Here is an 18591-nt window from a genome sequence, read left to right as displayed (position 1 = left end):
CAGTATGAAAGCCCGGCGCCTATTGCTTGACTGCTATAGAAGTAGCACTGGGCTGGTCGGGCTTTTCTTTTAATTCCAGTGCTTTATCAATGGCGAGAGATAAATCAGCCAAACGGATAGGTTTGGGGACAAAGGCGACGATGCCAGCGTCCTGAACCTTTGCCATGGTGGTGCTGGAAACATCTGCAGAGACGACAACAACCGGCGTGTCAGGCGCCAGGTTTTCACGGATCAGGGTTTCCTGAAATTCAAAGCCAGACATGTCAGGCAGGTTAAGGTCCAGCAGGATAATATCAAAAGTCTCTGTTTTCAGCAGGTCCAGCCCCCTTGAACCAGTGGAGCAGAATGTCGTGGCATGGTCGAAGTTTTGATCCAGCATTTTCGCAATGATTTTCTGGTTTAGCACCATGTCTTCCAGGCATAGGGTCTTCAAGTTACGCCGTGGTGCTGTTTCTGTGCTTTCCTCCAGATGATCTGCGCCAGTGTCAGCAGCGTACCGGGCGGCTGAAGCTTTTTTGGAAGCGATCTCTGATAGTGGCAAAGAGAACCAGAAAGTACTCCCCAGGCCGAGCACACTGCTGGCACCTACCTGTCCGCCCATGGCTTCGATAATCTTTTTTGAGAAGGCAAGTCCGATACCGGAGCCATCAATATCTGTATTCTCTGCGCCGGCACGGTTAAAGGGTTCCCAAACCTGCTTCAGGTCTTTGGCATCGATGCCTTTGCCTGTATCCCGCACATTGAACCGTAATTCATCGTGCTCGTGATCCACGCGAATAAAAACATGGCCGTTTTCTGAATTATATTTCACAGCGTTTGTCAGAAAATTCACCAGTATCTGTTTGGTGCGTGTTTCGTCGGCGATAAAGTCGGGCAGGTGACGCAGGTCATGTTCTGTTACGATTTTGATGCCGCGATTGGTGGCTTCCTGATTGACCATGGCCACACAGTCTTCGATGATTGAATGCACATTGATTGGTACATACTCAAATGACAATTCTCCAACATCCATTTTCGCAAAGTCTAAGACTTCGTTCAAAAGGCGCAGCAGGTGTGTACCACTGTTCACGATATTTCTGGCACTGTCTTTCAATTCTTCATTGTCCAGAATTTCCTTGGACTTCAATAATATCTGTCCAAAGCCTATCACTGCATTCAGGGGTGTCCGTAATTCGTGGCTCATAGAAGACAGAAAGACGGATTTTGAATGGTTGGCCAGTTCAGCTGTATCGCGTGCGCGGGTAAGGGCCAGCTCATGATCACTTCGTTTGCGGGCATAGCTTCGTATCTGAAACACGGTGAAGAGAAGCGCGGCCAACGCCACAAACGCCAGTAGTTTGATCAACGTCATGCTGGTTGTCAGGCCAGTAAAGGCTTCTTCCAAACTTATCTCTGTTGCCATGCCAAGGCCAAGGGACCTATCCCAAAGCCACATGCCAACCACCTGAATATCACGGTGATTGTTATAGCCGTTCAGATTGACGGAAGAGACACCCTGAACGGCACTTGCCGCCATGTAGGTCAGACCGTTATCGATGCGTGCTATCAGTTCATCCCGCTCAAATCGTTTGGAAGGGTCGCGTGCAACAGTCACCAGAATGCCTGTATCCTGATGGTTCAGTCCAAGCGACTTCAGGTAAGATTCTTTAAATCGACTTTCGCTTAAAAAGCGCCCCTCATCATCGAATGCATAGGTTTCCCCGGTTGTGCCAAACCGCCCGATTTCAAAGTTTGTGGCATATGACCCGGCCGCATCAATTTGGAAGGCAAGTACGTTTGGTCGGTCAATATTTGCCGAGAAAACAGGCGCAAGCGCATATAAGTAAGCTGCTTTTTCGCTGGAACCATCTCGTTTGAGGGCAACAACGGGCTTGGTGATTTTGATGTCACCGTTCAAAATATCATTGAAAAGCTCTGGTTGTCGGCGTGCAATAACGGAGTCGTTGCCGATGCGGTCAGAGAGTGACGAAGCCAGTATGATACCTGACGGCGAGATCAGGTAATATTGTGTGACGTCATAGGTATCAATCCACGGCGCAAGCGTTGTCGCAATGGTTTCCTGCGAAGTATGCACTTGTAGTTGTCTGCGTAGTTCTTCAGCCGGCAAGGTTTGGCGGATTTTGGACAGCGTAGCACTTTGGGCCTGAAGAGCAGGATTTAAGCTTACCTGATGAACAACCTTCTGCTGTTTTTCATGCCAGGACTTCAGGGCCGTATGACTGTTGGTCAAATGTGTCCGCAGTGTTTGGTAGAGTGTGTTTTTTTCGTCCAGTTTTAGATAGAACTCTGCCAGATAGACGACGCTGAAATAGGCGACAATCATCATTGTGCACATCATGAAAGTTTTCAGGGCATCGCTTTTTGACATTAAACCCATATACATGCTTACCTTTGCAGGTGCGTGCCCCCTCGCGTCAAACTTTTATTACTATGAGATATTTGATCTACTTAGACAAGCAGTCTTGCCTGCCATATGGACGATTGTCGCTTATTCGTAGCAACTCTTCTGTACTTTTTTTCTTGTCTGGTTCATTTTGATGGATGGTGAGTATGTGCAGCGTGTCCCAACATCAGGCTTCACGCGGGGGGAGAGTTTTTATGAAAAAGATATTTCTGTTACGTCATGCCAAATCCGATTGGGAGGATATGACACAGGATGATTTTAGTCGCCCCCTGAACGCACGCGGCAGGCAGGCCAGCAGTGACATGGGCCGTTATTTTCTGGCACAGGGCATTGAACCTGACATGGTGTTATGTTCGTCAGCTGCGCGTACCCGTGAAACAGAAGCCCGCCTGAAGCAGGCCTGTAACGGGGGATGGGATTGTCAGTTTCTGGATGATCTTTATCTGGCACCGTCTCATTCTATGTTGCAGACGCTGCGCGGTGTGCCTGATGACTTCGCCTCGGTACTGTTGATTGGTCATAACCCTGGTATTCACGATCTGGCTATGCAGCTTGTTAAAGACGGTGAAAAGGTCGATATGGCTAACCTGGCCCGCAAATATCCAACATGCACCCTGTCTGCGATCAAGGTGCCGGTTTCCTCCTTTGCTGATCTGACGATTCGCAAGGGCAGGCTTAATCGCTTTGTTCGACCAAAAGACTTGGATGCAATGATGTAAACCTGCGGGTTACTTATAACTCTTTGACTTCAGGCGTCCTTTGGGCGTTCCCATTTGCGTATCACCTAACGAAAGCTTAGTTGCCGTCCAGTCGGCAATGGTGTTTACTAACCAAACAGATTGCTGTGTGGGCCACTGTTTTGGGGAAAATAGTGTGCCTGCGGATCACGGGAATGGTGGTCTGCGGTGTCTGTACAGGGGTGACTGTTTCTAATTGTACCAGAATATGGTACAATAAAACGCGTTCAGGGGTTTGTGTTTGACGTAAGGCGAACAGAAAGGAGCCTATCATGAGAGCGAAATCCATTCTTTATGGCTTTGTCTCGCTCGCGATGACCGCCACACCAGCGTATGCCTATACTTATGACATCGTTTTGCAGCCATCAGAGCTTATCAATAAGGGTAATTACCTTGTTCAGATCGGAGAGAGTGAACAGGCGCGGGATCTCTATTATCGTGCGCTAAAGTCCAGCCTGTCCTTTAATCAGGAAGCACGGGTCTATAACTCTCTGTGTGCGACATATATCATGGATGAAGACTGGGATGATGCTTTGGAAAATTGCAACAGAGCAATCAAGATGGTCCCCAATAATTGGCGGTTTTATAATAATCGCGGCAATATTTATCTGGAAATTGGTGACGTTGAACGTGCAATGGAAGAGTATAAACGTGGCTTGAAACTGGCACCTCAATCCCAAACTATTCAGTATAATATTGCACTCGCCAAAACCCGTGCAGAAACAAAAGGATATGACGGCGCGTGATTTTCACACTTGCTACTGCGTCGTTTGCCAGTATTCTTATCAGAGATCAGAAAATCTACTGCGGGTTGAGGAGACCTAGTTAGTGTCACGATTTATCAGGCTGTCGGTACTGATGACCGCTTTCTTTATCGCTGCGTGTGATTTACCGCAGGCGATGCCCGAAACTGCACAGGCAAAAGTCGGCACCCGGGCATATATTCAGTGGCATGGCCGCGAAGTTACCGCAGATGTTACCAAGGTCAATGGCCGCATGGTCACGACGGAATTTCAATTACAGGGTACGCCCTTGATGGTGCGCGATTATTACCGCGGTCTTTATGCCCTGTCTGGTATTGAATATAAGAACGGCACATACATCAGCCGTTTTGAAATCGACTTACAGGATCAAAACCTTGAAAAACTTTTTCCGCTTAAGGTAGGAAAGTCTGTTTCGCTGAACGGTAATGTTAAGCTGATCGAAGCGGGCCGGGATATAGATGTTTGGTCCCATCTCGAAGTGATAGAGAAGAAGACCATCAATTTATCCGACGGCGATGTTGCCGTCTTTATCGTTGAAATTGTCAGCGAGTTTTCTGATGGGGACCAATCTTACCGCGAAGCCAGCACCGTCTATTATTCCCCGGACAAGTCCCTAATTTTAAAATCGGTTACGCACCGCGACGGTGCCCAGAAATTCTGGCGTGTTGTGTCCTTGAAAGAACCTGCGCCCGGCCAGCAGCTCCCTGAACGGAAAAAGCCCCTGCCATCTGGCACTGTTATGATCTAGGTTCTGTTTGCTTTGACTGTAAACACAGACTGGCGTTGGCTCAGCTTCTCGCTTGTTCGCCAAGGTGGTTGTTACAGGCTGTAAAGCTTGCCGTCTTTCTCCTCGACCGCAACCGCGCGGAGATAAGCACCCTTGCAGGGGCCGCGGGTGCATAATCCGCTGTTCAGGTCAAATTCTGCCCCGTGGGTCCGGCAAAGATAGGCGCTGCCGTTCAGGTTCAGAAACTTGTCCCCGAATAGATTCAGTGGCGCCCGGGCATGGGGGCAGACATTTTCAAATACATGCACTGTCGTCCCAATTTTCTGGACAAAGATCCGCGTTTGAAATCGCCCTTCTTCAAAAATAAGTTCGCGGGCGTCACCGTCAGAAAGTGTGGCCAGGTCCAGAATCTCTGTGCCAGCCTCCGGGCCGGTCATGGTATCTGAAAGATAAAGGGGGGCTGGTTGGTCCACGCTGCTGGCTTTCTATCCGGCAGACTTTGCCAGAATAGTTTCCCACGCCTTGTCGTCAATTGGCATTACAGACAGCCTGCTTTGGCGAACCAGCGCGAGATGGCTAAGGCTTTCGTCTTCTTTGATTTGGCGCAGTGTCACAGGGATACTCAGTGCCTTTTCCGCTTTCAGGTCGACCAGAATGAAGCGCCCTTTCGGGTCGTCCGGGTCCGGGTAGGAAGCAGTGGCAACCGTGCAGATGCCAACGATCTCGCGCGCTTTGCCAGAATGATAGAAAAATACTTTGTCGCCAACCTGCATGGCGGCCATATGTTTCTGAGCCTGATAATTCCGAACGCCTGTCCACGGTTCTTTGTCGACGGAAGACTGATCCTGCCAGGACCAGTCCTCGGGTTCAGATTTCACTAGCCAGTATGCCACTTTTTATTCCTGCGGCAACCAGGCACCAACGGCACCTTTCCATGGGTGGATTTCCACAGACGCAAACAATCCGGCGCTGGCATATGGATCATTCTCGGCAAATAATTTCACAGCCGTTTCACTGGCGGCATCAATGATGATCATACTGCCAATTGGTTTGGGGTCATCACCTGGCGATAGCAAAGGGCCCGCAAGCTTAACGCGCTCGCCTGCATCGGCGATGTAGCGCAAGTGTGCAGGCCGGGAATCCATGCGGAGTTGAAGGCTGTTTGGCTTGTCTTTGCAGATCAGGGTGAAAAGCATCTGAAGTTCCTTTTACAGTTCTGTTTTATAGGGTCGAGCCAGAAGAACATCTGTGGTTTCAAAGACGTCACGTCCTTCTTTCAAAATTTGATACACGGCCGAAGTGATCGGCATATCGATGCCTTTGTCTTTGGCAATGGAATAGACGATATCGACGGTGTGGGCACCTTCGGCCACGGAATTGCGTGTTGCCATGATGTCTTCCATGGTTTTGCCTTCACCAATTTCCTTACCCAGTGACATATTTCTGGATTGGGTGCTGGAGCATGTCAGGATCAGATCGCCCAGTCCTGCAAGCCCCATCAGTGATTCCCTCTCTGCGCCAAATAGTTCGCCAAACCGCATAATTTCAGCAAGGCCACGGGTAATCAGGGCTGCTTTTGCATTTTCACCCAGCTTTAGGCCAACCACAATGCCGGTCGCAATGGCGAGGACATTTTTGATAGCGCCGCCAATTTGGGCGCCAATGATATCAGCGCTTTGGTATGGACGGAAGGTTGGCTGGCCAATGGCTGCAGCAATTTCCTGTGTCAGCACGGGATCACTGCCCGCAAGGGTCAAAGCGCACGGCAGCCCCTTTGCAACCTCTGCTGCGAACGTCGGGCCAGATAATACCAGGACGGGGTTGTCTGGTACCGTTTCCGCAAGAACCTCGCTTAATAGCTTACCGGTCGATACCTCGATCCCCTTGGAGCAAATTACCAGCGGAGTTTCTTTCTTCAGGTGGGGCTTTAAGGCCTCCACGCCGGCACGCATATGCTGGGCTGGTGTGACCAGAAGAATAAAATCCGTATCGCATAAAACGGCATAATCACCCGTTGCTTTCAGGGCAGGGTCAAGCGGTACATCTTTCAAAAACAGGGTGTTTTCATGGGACTGGTTGATAGAGGAAACGACTTCCTCCTCTCGCGCCCAGATAACAGTATCAAGTCCCGCGCGAACACCCGCAGTGGCAAGAGCGGTACCCCAGGCACCTGCGCCAAATACTCCCAGTTTTTTCAAGTGTATATCCCCTTTGTTATGGCAGTCTTTCCAAGAAGAGTGCCTTGAAATTCCTTGCAGAGCAAGCGTTTAGACGGCTTCTTATGCTTTGGCACCCTTTTTCCCTGCACCAATGCGGGATGAGGCATTTTCATCCAGCGGCCAGCGGGGACGCGCAGAAACGTCCATATCGTTTAAGGTAGGTGTAACAAGCAGTCGTTCAAGACCAGCCCAGGCTATCATAGCACCATTATCGGTGCATAATTCCATGGGCGCAGCATAGAAGATCATATCTTCTTCGGTGGCTAGTTTTACCAAGGCAGCCCTGATTGCCTTGTTTGCCGCAACACCGCCTGCGATTACAAGCGGGTAGCTTTTTGCGCCGTGGCGCGACCGGAAATCAGTGACGGCACGCTGCACCCTGTCGGTCAGGGAGCGCACAACGGCTTGTTGAAAGGCGGCGCACAGGTCAGCTCTGTCGTCTTCATAAAGCGCGCCGCGTTCACTGACGCATGTTTCTGCAAGGCGGCGGACGGCTGTTTTCAGGCCAGAGAAGGAAAAATCACATCCTGGTTTTCCCTTCAGTGGATGCGGTAATTTAAATCTGTCTGGATTGCCTTTAGCTGCCTCCCGCTCGACAGCGGGTCCGCCAGGATATCCAAGGCCGAGCAATTTTGCCGTCTTATCGAAGGCCTCCCCTGCGGCATCATCAATCGTGGTGCCAAGGCGTTTATAATTCCCTACACCGCTTACTTCGAGTAACTGGCAGTGCCCGCCCGATGTCAGCAACAATAGGAACGGGAACGCTATATCGTCGGTCAGGCGTGCTGTAAGGGCGTGACCTTCCAGATGGTTGACCGCGATGAAGGGTTTGCCGCTGGCCGTTGCTAAGGCCTTGGCGGTCATGACACCAACCATCAACCCGCCGACAAGGCCGGGGCCAGTGGTGGCCGCCACGGCGTCTATATCTGCCATTGTAAGCTCGGCTTCCTTTAAGGTGGCGGCGATTAGATGATCCAGGCTCGATATATGTTGTCGGGCAGCAATTTCAGGCACGACCCCGCCAAATTCCGCATGCGTGTCAACCTGGGATAAAATTTTATGGGCCAAAATACGTTTGTCAGCGGTCACAACGGCGACAGCTGTTTCATCACAGCTTGTCTCAATTCCAAGAACTGTCAAAGGGCGTGAACCATCCGAGTTTGCCGGACTTATTATATGCGGTTGTTTGTCGCTCATTTACGGCTAATATATCTTTCTACTTGGGACATTGTCCCCAACGGCCTATAAGCCTACTAAAGATTGGCATTAGCATTTGGAGAGGCACAAGTGCAACAAACAATAAAGATTGGGACGCGGGGCAGTGTGCTTGCGCTGGCGCAGGCAAATGACGTGAAGGCAAAATTAGTTGCCGCCCATGCGGACCTGACCGACGAGTCCATTGAAATTGTCGTGATTAAAACAACAGGGGATATTATCCTCGACCGGCACCTGATGACAGCAGGCGGCAAGGGGCTTTTTACCAAAGAGCTGGAAGATGCCCTGTTGTCCGGTGATATCGACTGCGCGGTCCATAGTTCCAAGGATATGCCAACCAGTTTGCCAGACGGCCTGGCCCTGACGGCCTTTTTGCCGCGAGAAGATGTGCGGGACGTCTTTATCTCGCCGCGTGCAAACAACTTCATGGGCATGCAGGAAGGGGCGACCCTTGGCACCGCCAGCCTAAGACGGCGGGCACTGGCCCTGCGGTTGCGGCCAGACCTGAATGTTGTGACTTTTCGCGGTAATGTTCAGACCCGGCTTCGCAAGCTGAATGAAGGCCAGGCAGAAGCAACATTTCTTGCCCGCGCAGGCTTGAACCGGATGGGTATGGAAGCAGAGATTACCGAGACACTGTCGCTGGATGATTTCCCGCCTGCCCCTGCGCAAGGGGCTGTAACGGTCGAGATCAAGGATACCAATACACATATGCAGGAACGCCTGGCACCGCTGCACTGTCTGGATACGGCGGCACAGGTAACAGCGGAAAGAGCGTTTCTGGCATCACTTGACGGTTCCTGCAGGACACCTATTGCAGCCGTTGCCAGCCTGTCGGACGACATGGTAACCTTGCGGGCGCTTCTATTGTCGCTGGACGGAACAACCGTGTTCGAAGAAACGGGGACGTCTGACCGCGATGCAGGTGCCGCCCTTGGGGATACGCTTGGACAGAAAATCCGGGCACAGGCCGGGCCGGAGTTTTTTGAAACGCTGAAACGGGAAATTGAGGCAACAATTGAATGACCAGCATTCTAGTCACCAGACCTGAAGGCCAAACGTCGACAACAGTACGCACATTGGGGGATATGGGCCTGAATGCTATCGTGCGTCCACTGACCCGTGTTGAACCAGTTGATTTTGAACTGAATTATGAGCCAGCAGCCGTTGTTGTCACCAGTGTTAATGGTGCCCTCCACGGTCTGAATAGGATCGCGAATAAATCCACGCGTGTTTATACGGTTGGTAAGCGCACGGCAGAAGTGGTGCGCGAAATGGGTTTTGATATTGTGATTGATGGAGACGGCACGGCTAAAAGTATTCTGGGCCTTGTCCATACATTCCAGCAGTCAGTTGGCGGCACGATAGTGCATCTGAGCGGTGAAACCCTGGCTCATGATGTTGTGGCCGACCTTACGGGTGCAGGCTATACGGCCCACAGACAAGTTTGTTATGAAACGCACCGCTTAGACCTCACGCAGGAGGATATGGACACTTTTCAACAGGCGAAAATTTCCTGGGTTGTCTTTTATTCTGCGACGGCGCTTACCATCTTTGAAGAAGAAGTTGGTAAATTTGGTGCAACACCGGAAAGTCTGGGGCTGTCGGCGCACTGCTTGTCCGAACGGATAAAAGCTGCAAGCGCACAACCTTGGAAAGGGCTTACCGCCGCGCCGTACCCAGAAGAGTTTAGCCTGCTTGCCAGTATGAAACGAATGATTGAAAACGGGGGACTTTGAGTGACAGACCGTAAGGAAACTGACAGCAACCCAGAAAGAGACACAGCGCAGGGTACGCCCGACCCTTCTGACACAATCATTGATGCAGAAATTCTGGCCGAGGATCTGGCCGAGGAAACGACAGAGTCAGCGGATCAAAAGGGCACTCGCGGCGCCGGGCAAAAAAAGACTGCGACATCTTCTTACAGGGAAGACACTTCGCCTGTTACCAAATCAGGCGGTGGCAAAGCCGGGTGGATACTGTCGGGTTTTCTCATCGCCTTTATCGGCGGTGTGTTCGCCGCCCCATACGGTGAACAGACACTAGTGGATATGGGGTTGTTACCAGCCCAGGATGCAGCGGTAGAGCCTGCGGCCAGTGTACCTGACACCAGCGGCCTGACCGCCCGGCTTGACCAAGTGGAAAAAACTAATAGCCTCTTTCGGGAAACCAGTGGACATTTGCAGGCGTCGGTAGACAGTCTCAGGTCTGATGTTAAAACCCTGCAGGACCAGCTCTCCCTATTGGCGGTGGAAGGTGGTTTATCACCTGATGCAGTCGGCGCGATGCCCACAGAAATGCAGGCAGAGCTTGACCGTTTGTCGGGTGAAATTGCGCGGTTGTCTGCACTAAACGCCCAAGCGAATCCTGATGTTACTAAACTTACGGGGTCTTTAGCACTGCTTCGGGCGGAGCTTGAACAGCAAAAAGCGATGAACAAGGCACTGGTAGAAGATCTGGAGGCAATAAAATCCGGGGCGATAGAGACTTCACCGCGAGGGCGGCTGGTATTGATGCTGGGCCGTGTGAAGGATTTGGCCTTGTCCGGGCAGGCATATGGTGTGGAGCTTGCCAGCCTGCGGCCTGATTTTGCAACATTGTCGGCGATGGACCAGCAGTTGATTGGCGCCGATCTGGCTATTTTGGAAGCGGGGCAGAATGGTATTCCGTCCTATGCTGTGCTCGTATCATCTTTTGAAGCCATGGCCCGTGATGTCAGCGCGGCAACCGAAAAGGCGTCGGGATCTTTTCTGGTGAATTTGTTCACTGTCCGCAGGCGCGGCGCCGGTGCAACGGGGAATGATGCTGTGCTAGTCGAGGCAGAGAATGCGCTTGGCGCCAGAAATGTTGCTGGTGCTGTCGCGGCTTTGTCCAAGCTGACGCCGGACGCAGCCGAGGTGGCCAAGCCGTGGACAGAAAGCGCCCAACGCTATGTCGATGTTCTTGGTGCCTTTGACCGTCTGGTTTTGGCAGCCTCCAAAAGCGAGGGGTAAGCGGTGTTACGACTGATCCTTCTATTCATTGCTATTCTGCTGATCGCCTTTATCAGTGCGACATTTGCCGACAATCCCGGTGCGGTTACTATTGATATTGGGGCGTACCGCGTTGATACAACGCTGGCGGCACTGGCGCTTATGGCGTCGATATTAATGGTCTCTGCCGGGGGGCTTGTCTGGCTTGCAGGCTGGATCCGCCGGGATATGCCCATTGTTGGCAAGAACCAGATATTCAAACGTCAGGGCCGGGGTATTCAGTTGTTGAACAGATCGCTTGTGGCGCTGGCGGCCGGTGACCATAAATTGGCAGGCAGGCTGATTGGGCAGGCAGAAGCACTGTTGCCCCCACAGCCAATGGTCCATTTGATTGCCGCAGAAGCAGCGACCAGGTCAGGGGATTTTGAAGCTGCATCCACACGGTACCGGGAGCTTGAGAAAACAGAAGAGGGGCGTCTGCTTGGTCTACGGGGACTGTTGACCGAGGCGCGCCGCAAGGGAGCGGAAAATGAAGCCCTAAGACTGGCGCGGCAGGCGTTTAAGGAAAATAGGAAAAGCCCCTGGGTTATTAAAACACTTTTTGCGCTAGAGATTGCAGCAGCGAACTGGACGGAAGCCCGGGATGCGCTCAAAATAGCAACAAAAGAAGGGCTTCTGAGTACAGAGCGTTCGAAAAGCCACGGTGCAGCTCTGCAATATGCAGAAGCGATGGAACAGTCAGTTGGTGGTAAGCGAGCAGAGGCGAAGAAGCTTCTTTCAGCAGCAGTGGCGGCCAAGCCGGATTTCCCTGCAGCAGTGTGTGCGCTCGGACGTCTTGAACTAGGGGACGGAAACTCCCGCAAAACAGGACGCCTGATTATGGATGCGTGGAAGGAAGCACCGCATCCCATGTATGCTACTCTTTATAAAGACATGGATTCAGCAGAATCGCGGGAAGACTGGTTAAAACGAGCAAGAAAACTCGCAGATAGAAATCCAGACCACGGGGAATCGCGCTTGTTGATGGTCGATGCGATGATGGATGCACGCCGGTATGATGCGGTGCGGCCAGTGATTGAGGATTTGATAAAATCGCATCCGGGGCGCCGTGTTTTGCAGTATAGGCTCGCGCTCGCGCACGCAACCGGCGAAGATGCCGATGCGATCGAAGCATCGCTTGATACTGCTGTCGACCGTGCAGGGTGGGTGTGCGATGATTGTGGCACGCGGCACCATAGTTGGTCCGTCCTGTGTCCGTCTTGCAAAAGCTTTGACACTATCCACTGGATCAGCGCAGATCAGTTTGCTTTGAAGCGCCCCGCGTTTGATTCGGGCAATACCATTGCATTATTATCTGACGAGGAGCTGTTGCCGGAAATTCGAACCTGAATAGGTCTGGAAAAGGCGTAAGCTAGCTCGTTATTTTATCACCGGCCACGTATCGCTAAGACGGTAGCCAAGTGGCCACGGGTCATCGGGGTCCAGGACCACCTGGCGCGTACCGTAGATGAAAGCCCTGCCGGAAACCGATGGGATAATCGCAGGTATAGCCTTATTGGCCCCAACGGATGTTGTGCTTGTTATCTTACCGGTGAAAGTTGATCCAATCAGGGACTGAACGGTAAGCATGTCCCCTACGGTTGCTATGCCTTTTGCATGTAAAATCGCCAGCCTGGCTGACACGCCTGTCCCGGTGGGGGACCGGTCAATCTTGCCTGGCTTGATCGCCACGGCATTCTTTGTCTGAAACTGGCCCTTTTCGCCTGTTACGGCATCTGCGATGCTGCAAAATGAAATATGGGTCCAGTCCGGGTTGTCCGGATGGTGGAAGCCTAACTGTTCATTGGCTGCATTGGTTATTCTGGTGCCTGTTTCTGCCAGGTCTTTTGCCTCATCAGGGGTGAGAGAGAAACCGAGCGCCTTTGCACTGGCGAAGACGAAGCTGTCACCGCCGTAAGCTGTATCAACCGTGAGGGTGCCAATGCCTTCTACTTCCAGCTTAGTGTCCAGATGGGCTGCAAAGGACGGCACATTGGTCACAGTAGCGCGGGTGACTTTACCCTTATTGCAGTCTGCACATACCCGAACAAGGCCGCCCGGAGCTTCGAGTGTCAGATGTGTCTGTGGCTCTGTCATCGGCAGAATGCCGGTTTCCAGAAGGACGGTGGCAACACACATGGAGTTGGAACCAGACATGGGCGGTGTATCTTCCGGTTCCATGATGATCCATCCCATTTGGGCATCTGGATGTTTCGCTGGAACCAGAAGGTTGACATGCCGGAAGACACCACCCCGAGGTTCGTTCAAAACATATTGCCGCAATTGATTATCGTGGGCGATGTAGCGGGACTGATCCCACAGCGTATCCCCTGGTGGGGCTTCTACGCCTGATACGATGACATCACCAACCTCGCCTTCTGCGTGGCATTCGACAATATGGATAGGTGCATCAAGTTTCACGTCGGCTTTCCTGTGGTGTATATCTTATGCACTGGACGGCAGGTTCGTCGTCAAGTCGTTGGCTACATTGATTATATGCTCTGCAAGTACCTTGGTGGCACCATCCTTGTCTCGCGCGCGGTATAAATCCAGCAGTTCCCTGTGCTCCGACTGGGCGCGCTCAACATTATCACCATCAAGCAGTTGCAGGCGGACATAACAGTCACTTTTCTTGTGAAGATTGGCGAGAATATCCAGTGTTTCCGGCCGATTGGCAGGGGCATAAAGTGCTTTATGAAAATCCCAGTTAAAATCGCTCCACTGCTCGATATGGGTGCGATTTTTCAGGTTGGTCTCATAGAGACTTAGAACTGTTTCGGCCCTATCAGCGTCTTCGTCGGTCATGACATCCATCGCGCGTCCAAGAAGGTCAACTTCCAACAGTAGACGCATATGAATCCATTCAAGGGCCTTGTCGACGGTAAGTTCTGTTGCAATGGCACCGCGGTGCGGAATTAACTGTACCAGCCCTTCAGCTTCCAGTTGGCGCAGGGCTTCACGAACAGGAATGATGCTTATGCCAAAGGATTTCGCGATGGCATCCTGTCGTAAGGGTTCCCCACCGGCGATCTGATTTGTCAGGATTTTTTCCTTCAGGTTCTTTGCAACGGTCTGTGCCATAGTCAAAGGACGAAGAGAGGTTCCCATAATTGCTACTTTCTTTCCAAATCTCGGTTCGTTGGTGGCCGCGAGGGCTTATCAGGCGCCAAGGCTAACCACCAGTACAATGGTAATTGCTATTGGAATGACATACCGCATCAAAGAAATCCACAGCTTGTAGCCTATGCTGTCCTCTTTTAATCCCATTTCTGTCGTTAGAAGTGTTTTTGGTAATACCCATCCGGCAAACAGCGCTGTGCACAGTGCCCCGACCGGCAGCAGAATGTTGGCCGACACAATGTCGATAATATCATAGATAGTCTTCCCCTCGAAAAAGCCGATAAAGTTCAGAGGGTGAAAATCTTTCAGGACATTGAGAGACAATACAGCAATAAGGCCCAACCCCCATAGCGTTAAGCCGGAAATCCATGCTGCTTTTGTGTGGCTTACTTTCAGGCGTTCTTCAGTCCAGGCAATGACCGGGGCAAAGTTTCCAATACAGGACGTAATGGCGGCTGCGATCAGCAGGAGAAAGAAAATGCTGCCGAATATCTGTCCACCCGGCAAGGCGCCAAAAGCAAGGGGCAGAGTTTCAAAGACAAGGCCTGTTCCCTGACCCGGGTTAAGCCCGTATGCGAATACAAGCGGAAAAATGGCAAAGCCAGCCAAAAGAGCGACCAGCGTATCCGCGCCGACCACAATGAAGGCATTTTGAGGAATGGACGTATCCGCGTCCAGATATGATCCGTATGTAACCATCACGGCCATGGCAACACCGATCGAGAAAAAAGCCTGACCAAGCGCCATTAAGACTGCTTCGCCTGTGATTTTGCTGAAATCAGGGGTCAGGATAAAGTCGGCGGCGGCGGACATGTCCCCGATGGCAAAAGCATAGCCAACCATAATAAGAAGGCAGACAAACAGGGCAGGCATCAGGATGTTGACGGCCCGTTCAATGCCGCTATGTATGCCGCGAGAGTTAATATAGACGGTCAGGCCGACAACAATTGCCTGCCAGAACCCTAACCGAACAGGATCGGCGAGCAAGTCGGCAAACATGCTACGGGATGCATCGGCTGTTATGGCATCAAAGCTGCCGGTTGCGGCACGAACGAAATAATCCAGCGTCCAGCCAGCAACGATACTGTATGTCAGCATGATCATGAAGACGGCCAGAATAGCCATGCCCCCAACATTACCCCAGCGCCGGGAACGGCCCCCCTCTGCGGCGACATCGCGAAAACTGCCGGATGCTGAGGCAGCCTGTTGACTGCGGCGACCAATAGCCCATTCGGTCATAACCAGCGGCACGCCAATCGCAAAGGCGAAGAATAGATAGACGAGAATGAAAGCACTGCCACCATGTTCCCCAGTGACATAGGGAAAGCGCCAAATATTACCAAGCCCAACAGCAAACCCAATCGAAGCCATCAGGAATGTCAGCCGTGAGGACCAGTGTTCTTGTGTCGGTCCCGTTTTGTCAGCACCTGCGGAAAGTCCGGCCATATATCCCCCCTTTTTTCGGTCCTGCCCTCCCCAGAGCAGGGTATAGTATATTTGTCCTCTTCTGGCTCACCAGCCACCAAACATCTGAGCACCTCTGTGCCTGTTAAGTTTGGCTGGAACGCTCCTCCAGATAGGTGAGAAAGTCTGCTTCTGGCATTGGGCGGCCATAATAGTACCCTTGGGCAAAGTCACACTTCAGGGACTGCAACAGGCTTTCCTGATCTGCGTCTTCCACACCTTCTGCAACGATTTGCATGCCTAGGCTATGACCGAGGCTGATAATACCGGCAATGATTTTCCGGTTTTCATCCCGTTTGTTTGCTTCCGAGACAAAGCTGCGGTCAATTTTCAGGACATTGGCGGAGAAATCTTTCAGATAGGCCATAGACGAATAGCCCGTGCCGAAATCATCAATCGCAACACTTATGCCGAGTGACTGGAACCGCCGCAGGGTTTTAATAGCGTCCTCAACATTGGTTATGACCATACTTTCAGTGATCTCCAGCTCGATCTGATCGGCGGTAACACCACTTTTGGTCATTGTCTCCATAATAAAGCTTTGCAATCCTTCACTGCGGAACTGAACCGCGGACAGGTTAATGCTAACTTTGAAGTTTTCAGACTTGGCACCGTTTATTCTGTTGGTGAAGGCACAGGCCTCTTCGATTACCCAGTTGCCAATCGGATTGATGAGACGGTTGGTCTCCGCGATGGGTAAAAACAGGTCGGGAGCCACGATACCCCGCTCGGGGTGCTGCCAGCGAAGTAGGGCTTCGGCGCCAATAACTGCCTTGGTTTCGAAATCTATCTGTGGCTGATAATATAGAACAAACTCATTATTATGAATGGCATGGCGTAGTTCGGTTTCAATGCGTTTACGGTCCTGCAATTCGTCATTCATATGACTGTCGAACAGGGCAAAGCGGTCACGCCCCGCTTCTTTTGCTTTATAGAGCGCCATGTCGGCATGACTGAAAAGTTCGACCGGCGTTGAATTGTCCAGCGGGAAGATAGTTGCGCCAATACTGGCGCCCGTATGGACAATTTGTTCACCAATCTCCACCGGCTCTGACAGGATATCCAGAATGCGTTCTGCAAACCGGTAGACATCATGCACATTAGAATGGTGCGTGCCGATGATGGCGAATTCATCGCCGCCAAGACGGGCAACTGTGTCTGTTTCCCGTGCGGTTTTTTTCAGCCGGGTAGCAACCTGCTTCAGCAGTTGGTCACCTGTTGGGTGCCCCATCGTGTCATTAATGTCTTTGAAGTGATCCAGATCCAGATAGAAAATACTGACCATATTGCCGCTACGTTTGGCGCTGGCAATCGCGTGTCGTAATCTGCGTTCAAAGACGGGCCGGTTGACCAGACCGGTCAAGCTGTCATGGTCGGCCAACAGTCGGATTTTCTCAAGCCGCAGAAAACGCTCGGTAACATCTGTATAGGTTGTTACAACGCCGCCTTCTGGCATGGGATTGCCCATAATCTCAAGCCGTGTACCGGTTGGGCGGGTACGTTCAAATCGGTGCGGTGTAATATTCTGGGGGTCATCAAACCGTTTCATGCGGGACCGAACCAGTTCTTCAATGTCACCCTGGCCAAAGTCACCGTTTTCGGCATTCAGGCGGATGAAGTCTTCCATTGTTGGTTTGGTCTTCAGCCAGTTCGGGCTAATGTTTAGATACCGGGTAAGCGCATTATTCCAAAGTGTCAGTTTCATGTCGCGATCAAACACGACGACACCGACTTCAATGGTGTCGAGCACACTTTGCAGCAATTCCTGCTGCTCATGCAGTTCTGCCGCCTGAGCGCGGTTCAGGCGTCTTTGTTCCAGAAAGCCGTGGATCGTCTTGTCACTGGTTTGGCTGGTGCGAAGCAGCATGGCCGTATAGACAATCAGAACGATGCTGATCGCCAGTTCAACAGACGTGCTACCCATTGAAAAATAGGCAATGGGCGGGGCTGTCGCAGGTACAACAAAACCTGCGCTTGCCTTGAAATAGGTGCCGGATGTTGATGTGGCACCCGCAGTCATGCCCGCAATGAAGATCACTACAATCAACAAATAGGGTGATAAAGTTGACTGGTGCGGGAAAAGGAAGATGATCGATCCCCACAAAAGTCCAGTCAGTACGGACCCCGCGACAAAGGTGTTCGCCCAACCATGGGTGCTGAACAGGCGCGGCTGGCTGAAATAGAGAAAACAACTGAAAAGCCGCAGAATAGAAAGCATGACCATCGCACTGGCCCAAATGATCAAGCTTGTGTGATCAAGCGCAGGCCAGCTTAACGCTGCAAGGATAAGAGAGGTAATGATGTTGACAGGAACGGATACTTTGCCGCCTTGATAGAGCATGGATATCTGCTCTCTCAATATATCTTCCGTGTGCTTTTGCGACCCCATACGGCTCCCAACCTCCCAAGTCATGCCACTCATGGAGCGGCAAAAACTGATGGTTTTTCAAAGATTTCCCTTCACTGGTGAAATACTTTAACCAAAAAGACGGTCTATGCCACCTTTTTTAATCCGGGCATAGCAGTCAAAAGGACGTAGACGTTTATCGCAGAAAGTGGTCGGTACGGTTAAGTGGAAATGTGGGCAGCGATAGTATGGGTCTACACGTGGAAGCTTTCGCCGCACCCACACCGTCCCTTTTCATTCGGGTTGGTGAATTTGAAACCGGTTGAGAACATGCTGTTTTCCCAGTCCATTTCAGTGCCAAGGATAAATAGCAGGGATTTACGGTCAACATAGATTTTCAGACCCTGGGTTTCCACCAGTTCGTCGTCATCGCTAGGTGTTTCAACATAATCCACTGTATAGCCCATGCCGGAACAACCGTGCGTGCTTGTACCAAGACGGATTCCAATGGCATCAGCATTTTTGGCAAGCAGTGCCCGAATATGTTCAGCGGCAGTATCTGTTACAGTGATTGCACTCATGA

18 protein-coding genes are annotated in these 18591 nt (G+C 51.6%); 7 read left to right on the top strand and 11 right to left on the bottom strand.

Annotated features, from left to right (window positions below; translation table 11 throughout):
* Positions 1-19: 19 nt before the first annotated feature.
* Positions 20-2377 carry a hybrid sensor histidine kinase/response regulator gene (locus IE181_RS01955; RefSeq protein WP_191249872.1) on the bottom strand — a complete coding sequence of 786 codons (2358 nt, stop codon included), beginning with the start codon at positions 2375-2377 and terminating at the stop codon, positions 20-22.
* Between the two features lie 221 nt (positions 2378-2598).
* Here IE181_RS01955 and IE181_RS01950 point away from each other — a divergent pair, with 221 nt between their 5' ends.
* The 3 genes from IE181_RS01950 to IE181_RS01940 all read left to right on the top strand — a co-directional run bounded on the left by IE181_RS01950 (position 2599) and on the right by IE181_RS01940 (position 4653).
* Complete coding sequence (locus IE181_RS01950) at positions 2599-3123, top strand: SixA phosphatase family protein (protein ID WP_191249871.1); 525 nt, start codon at positions 2599-2601, stop codon at positions 3121-3123.
* A 290-nt stretch (positions 3124-3413) separates the two neighbouring features.
* On the top strand, positions 3414-3887 hold the full coding sequence (locus tag IE181_RS01945; RefSeq protein WP_191249870.1) for a tetratricopeptide repeat protein: 474 nt from the start codon (positions 3414-3416) through the stop codon (positions 3885-3887).
* Positions 3888-3969: 82 nt separating this feature from the next.
* Complete coding sequence (locus IE181_RS01940) at positions 3970-4653, top strand: hypothetical protein (protein ID WP_191249869.1); 684 nt, start codon at positions 3970-3972, stop codon at positions 4651-4653.
* 71 nt (positions 4654-4724) lie between these two features.
* Here IE181_RS01940 and IE181_RS01935 read toward each other — a convergent pair whose 3' ends face one another.
* The 5 genes from IE181_RS01935 to tsaD all read right to left on the bottom strand — a co-directional run bounded on the left by IE181_RS01935 (position 4725) and on the right by tsaD (position 7991).
* Positions 4725-5105, bottom strand: coding sequence for a Rieske (2Fe-2S) protein (locus IE181_RS01935; protein ID WP_191249868.1), 381 nt, complete (start codon positions 5103-5105; stop codon positions 4725-4727).
* 12 nt (positions 5106-5117) lie between these two features.
* A complete protein-coding gene (locus IE181_RS01930) occupies positions 5118-5525 on the bottom strand; it encodes an EVE domain-containing protein (protein WP_191249867.1) in 408 nt (135 codons plus the stop codon).
* Between the two features lie 3 nt (positions 5526-5528).
* Positions 5529-5828 (bottom strand): YciI family protein, encoded by a 300-nt coding sequence (locus IE181_RS01925; protein WP_191249866.1) that lies wholly within the window; start codon positions 5826-5828, stop codon positions 5529-5531.
* A gap of 12 nt (positions 5829-5840) precedes the next feature.
* Positions 5841-6830, bottom strand: a complete 990-nt coding sequence (locus IE181_RS01920) for an NAD(P)H-dependent glycerol-3-phosphate dehydrogenase (protein WP_191249865.1) — start codon at positions 6828-6830, stop codon at positions 5841-5843.
* Positions 6831-6911: 81 nt separating this feature from the next.
* Positions 6912-7991, bottom strand: a complete 1080-nt coding sequence (gene tsaD, locus IE181_RS01915; protein WP_191251495.1) for a tRNA (adenosine(37)-N6)-threonylcarbamoyltransferase complex transferase subunit TsaD — start codon at positions 7989-7991, stop codon at positions 6912-6914.
* A gap of 147 nt (positions 7992-8138) precedes the next feature.
* Between tsaD and hemC the strand changes: the two genes are divergently transcribed.
* The 4 genes from hemC to IE181_RS01895 are packed head-to-tail and all read left to right on the top strand — an operon-like array spanning position 8139 to position 12427.
* Positions 8139-9092, top strand: a complete 954-nt coding sequence (gene hemC, locus IE181_RS01910) for a hydroxymethylbilane synthase (protein WP_191249864.1) — start codon at positions 8139-8141, stop codon at positions 9090-9092.
* Positions 9089-9805 carry a uroporphyrinogen-III synthase gene (locus IE181_RS01905; protein WP_191249863.1) on the top strand — a complete coding sequence of 239 codons (717 nt, stop codon included), beginning with the start codon at positions 9089-9091 and terminating at the stop codon, positions 9803-9805. Before hemC ends, IE181_RS01905 begins: the two co-directional genes overlap by 4 nt.
* Positions 9806-11059 carry a COG4223 family protein gene (locus tag IE181_RS01900; RefSeq protein ID WP_191249862.1) on the top strand — a complete coding sequence of 418 codons (1254 nt, stop codon included), beginning with the start codon at positions 9806-9808 and terminating at the stop codon, positions 11057-11059.
* A gap of 3 nt (positions 11060-11062) precedes the next feature.
* Positions 11063-12427, top strand: coding sequence for a heme biosynthesis HemY N-terminal domain-containing protein (locus tag IE181_RS01895; RefSeq protein WP_191249861.1), 1365 nt, complete (start codon positions 11063-11065; stop codon positions 12425-12427).
* Positions 12428-12457: 30 nt separating this feature from the next.
* On the opposite strand, the gene IE181_RS01890 is transcribed toward IE181_RS01895, so the two are convergent.
* The 5 genes from IE181_RS01890 to IE181_RS01870 form a co-directional block, all read right to left on the bottom strand.
* Positions 12458-13498 carry a trans-3-hydroxy-L-proline dehydratase gene (locus tag IE181_RS01890; protein ID WP_191249860.1) on the bottom strand — a complete coding sequence of 347 codons (1041 nt, stop codon included), beginning with the start codon at positions 13496-13498 and terminating at the stop codon, positions 12458-12460.
* Positions 13499-13522: 24 nt separating this feature from the next.
* Positions 13523-14185 carry a GntR family transcriptional regulator gene (locus IE181_RS01885; RefSeq protein WP_191249859.1) on the bottom strand — a complete coding sequence of 221 codons (663 nt, stop codon included), beginning with the start codon at positions 14183-14185 and terminating at the stop codon, positions 13523-13525.
* Positions 14186-14236: 51 nt separating this feature from the next.
* A complete protein-coding gene (locus IE181_RS01880; protein ID WP_191249858.1) occupies positions 14237-15643 on the bottom strand; it encodes a sodium-dependent transporter in 1407 nt (468 codons plus the stop codon).
* Between the two features lie 103 nt (positions 15644-15746).
* Positions 15747-18050 carry a putative bifunctional diguanylate cyclase/phosphodiesterase gene (locus IE181_RS01875; RefSeq protein WP_191249857.1) on the bottom strand — a complete coding sequence of 768 codons (2304 nt, stop codon included), beginning with the start codon at positions 18048-18050 and terminating at the stop codon, positions 15747-15749.
* A 212-nt stretch (positions 18051-18262) separates the two neighbouring features.
* Complete coding sequence (locus IE181_RS01870; protein ID WP_191249856.1) at positions 18263-18589, bottom strand: HesB/IscA family protein; 327 nt, start codon at positions 18587-18589, stop codon at positions 18263-18265.
* Positions 18590-18591: the final 2 nt, after the last annotated feature.

Source organism: Kordiimonas sediminis (genome assembly GCF_014656395.1).
In the GTDB taxonomy this organism is placed as follows: Bacteria; Pseudomonadota; Alphaproteobacteria; order Sphingomonadales; family Kordiimonadaceae; genus Kordiimonas_A; species Kordiimonas_A sediminis.
Note: the sequence above shows the minus strand (reverse complement) of the source record. Positions and strands in the feature narration are given on the sequence as shown.

Coding starts and splice junctions, on each gene's coding strand:
- IE181_RS01955 (WP_191249872.1), bottom strand. CDS start 2,377: ATGGGTTTAATGTCAAAAAGCGATGCCCTGAAAACTTTCATGATGTGC.
- IE181_RS01950 (WP_191249871.1), top strand. CDS start 2,599: ATGAAAAAGATATTTCTGTTACGTCATGCCAAATCCGATTGGGAGGAT.
- IE181_RS01945 (WP_191249870.1), top strand. CDS start 3,414: ATGAGAGCGAAATCCATTCTTTATGGCTTTGTCTCGCTCGCGATGACC.
- IE181_RS01925 (WP_191249866.1), bottom strand. CDS start 5,828: ATGCTTTTCACCCTGATCTGCAAAGACAAGCCAAACAGCCTTCAACTC.
- IE181_RS01905 (WP_191249863.1), top strand. CDS start 9,089: ATGACCAGCATTCTAGTCACCAGACCTGAAGGCCAAACGTCGACAACA.
- IE181_RS01885 (WP_191249859.1), bottom strand. CDS start 14,185: ATGGGAACCTCTCTTCGTCCTTTGACTATGGCACAGACCGTTGCAAAG.
- IE181_RS01880 (WP_191249858.1), bottom strand. CDS start 15,643: ATGGCCGGACTTTCCGCAGGTGCTGACAAAACGGGACCGACACAAGAA.
- IE181_RS01875 (WP_191249857.1), bottom strand. CDS start 18,050: ATGGGGTCGCAAAAGCACACGGAAGATATATTGAGAGAGCAGATATCC.
- IE181_RS01870 (WP_191249856.1), bottom strand. CDS start 18,589: ATGAGTGCAATCACTGTAACAGATACTGCCGCTGAACATATTCGGGCA.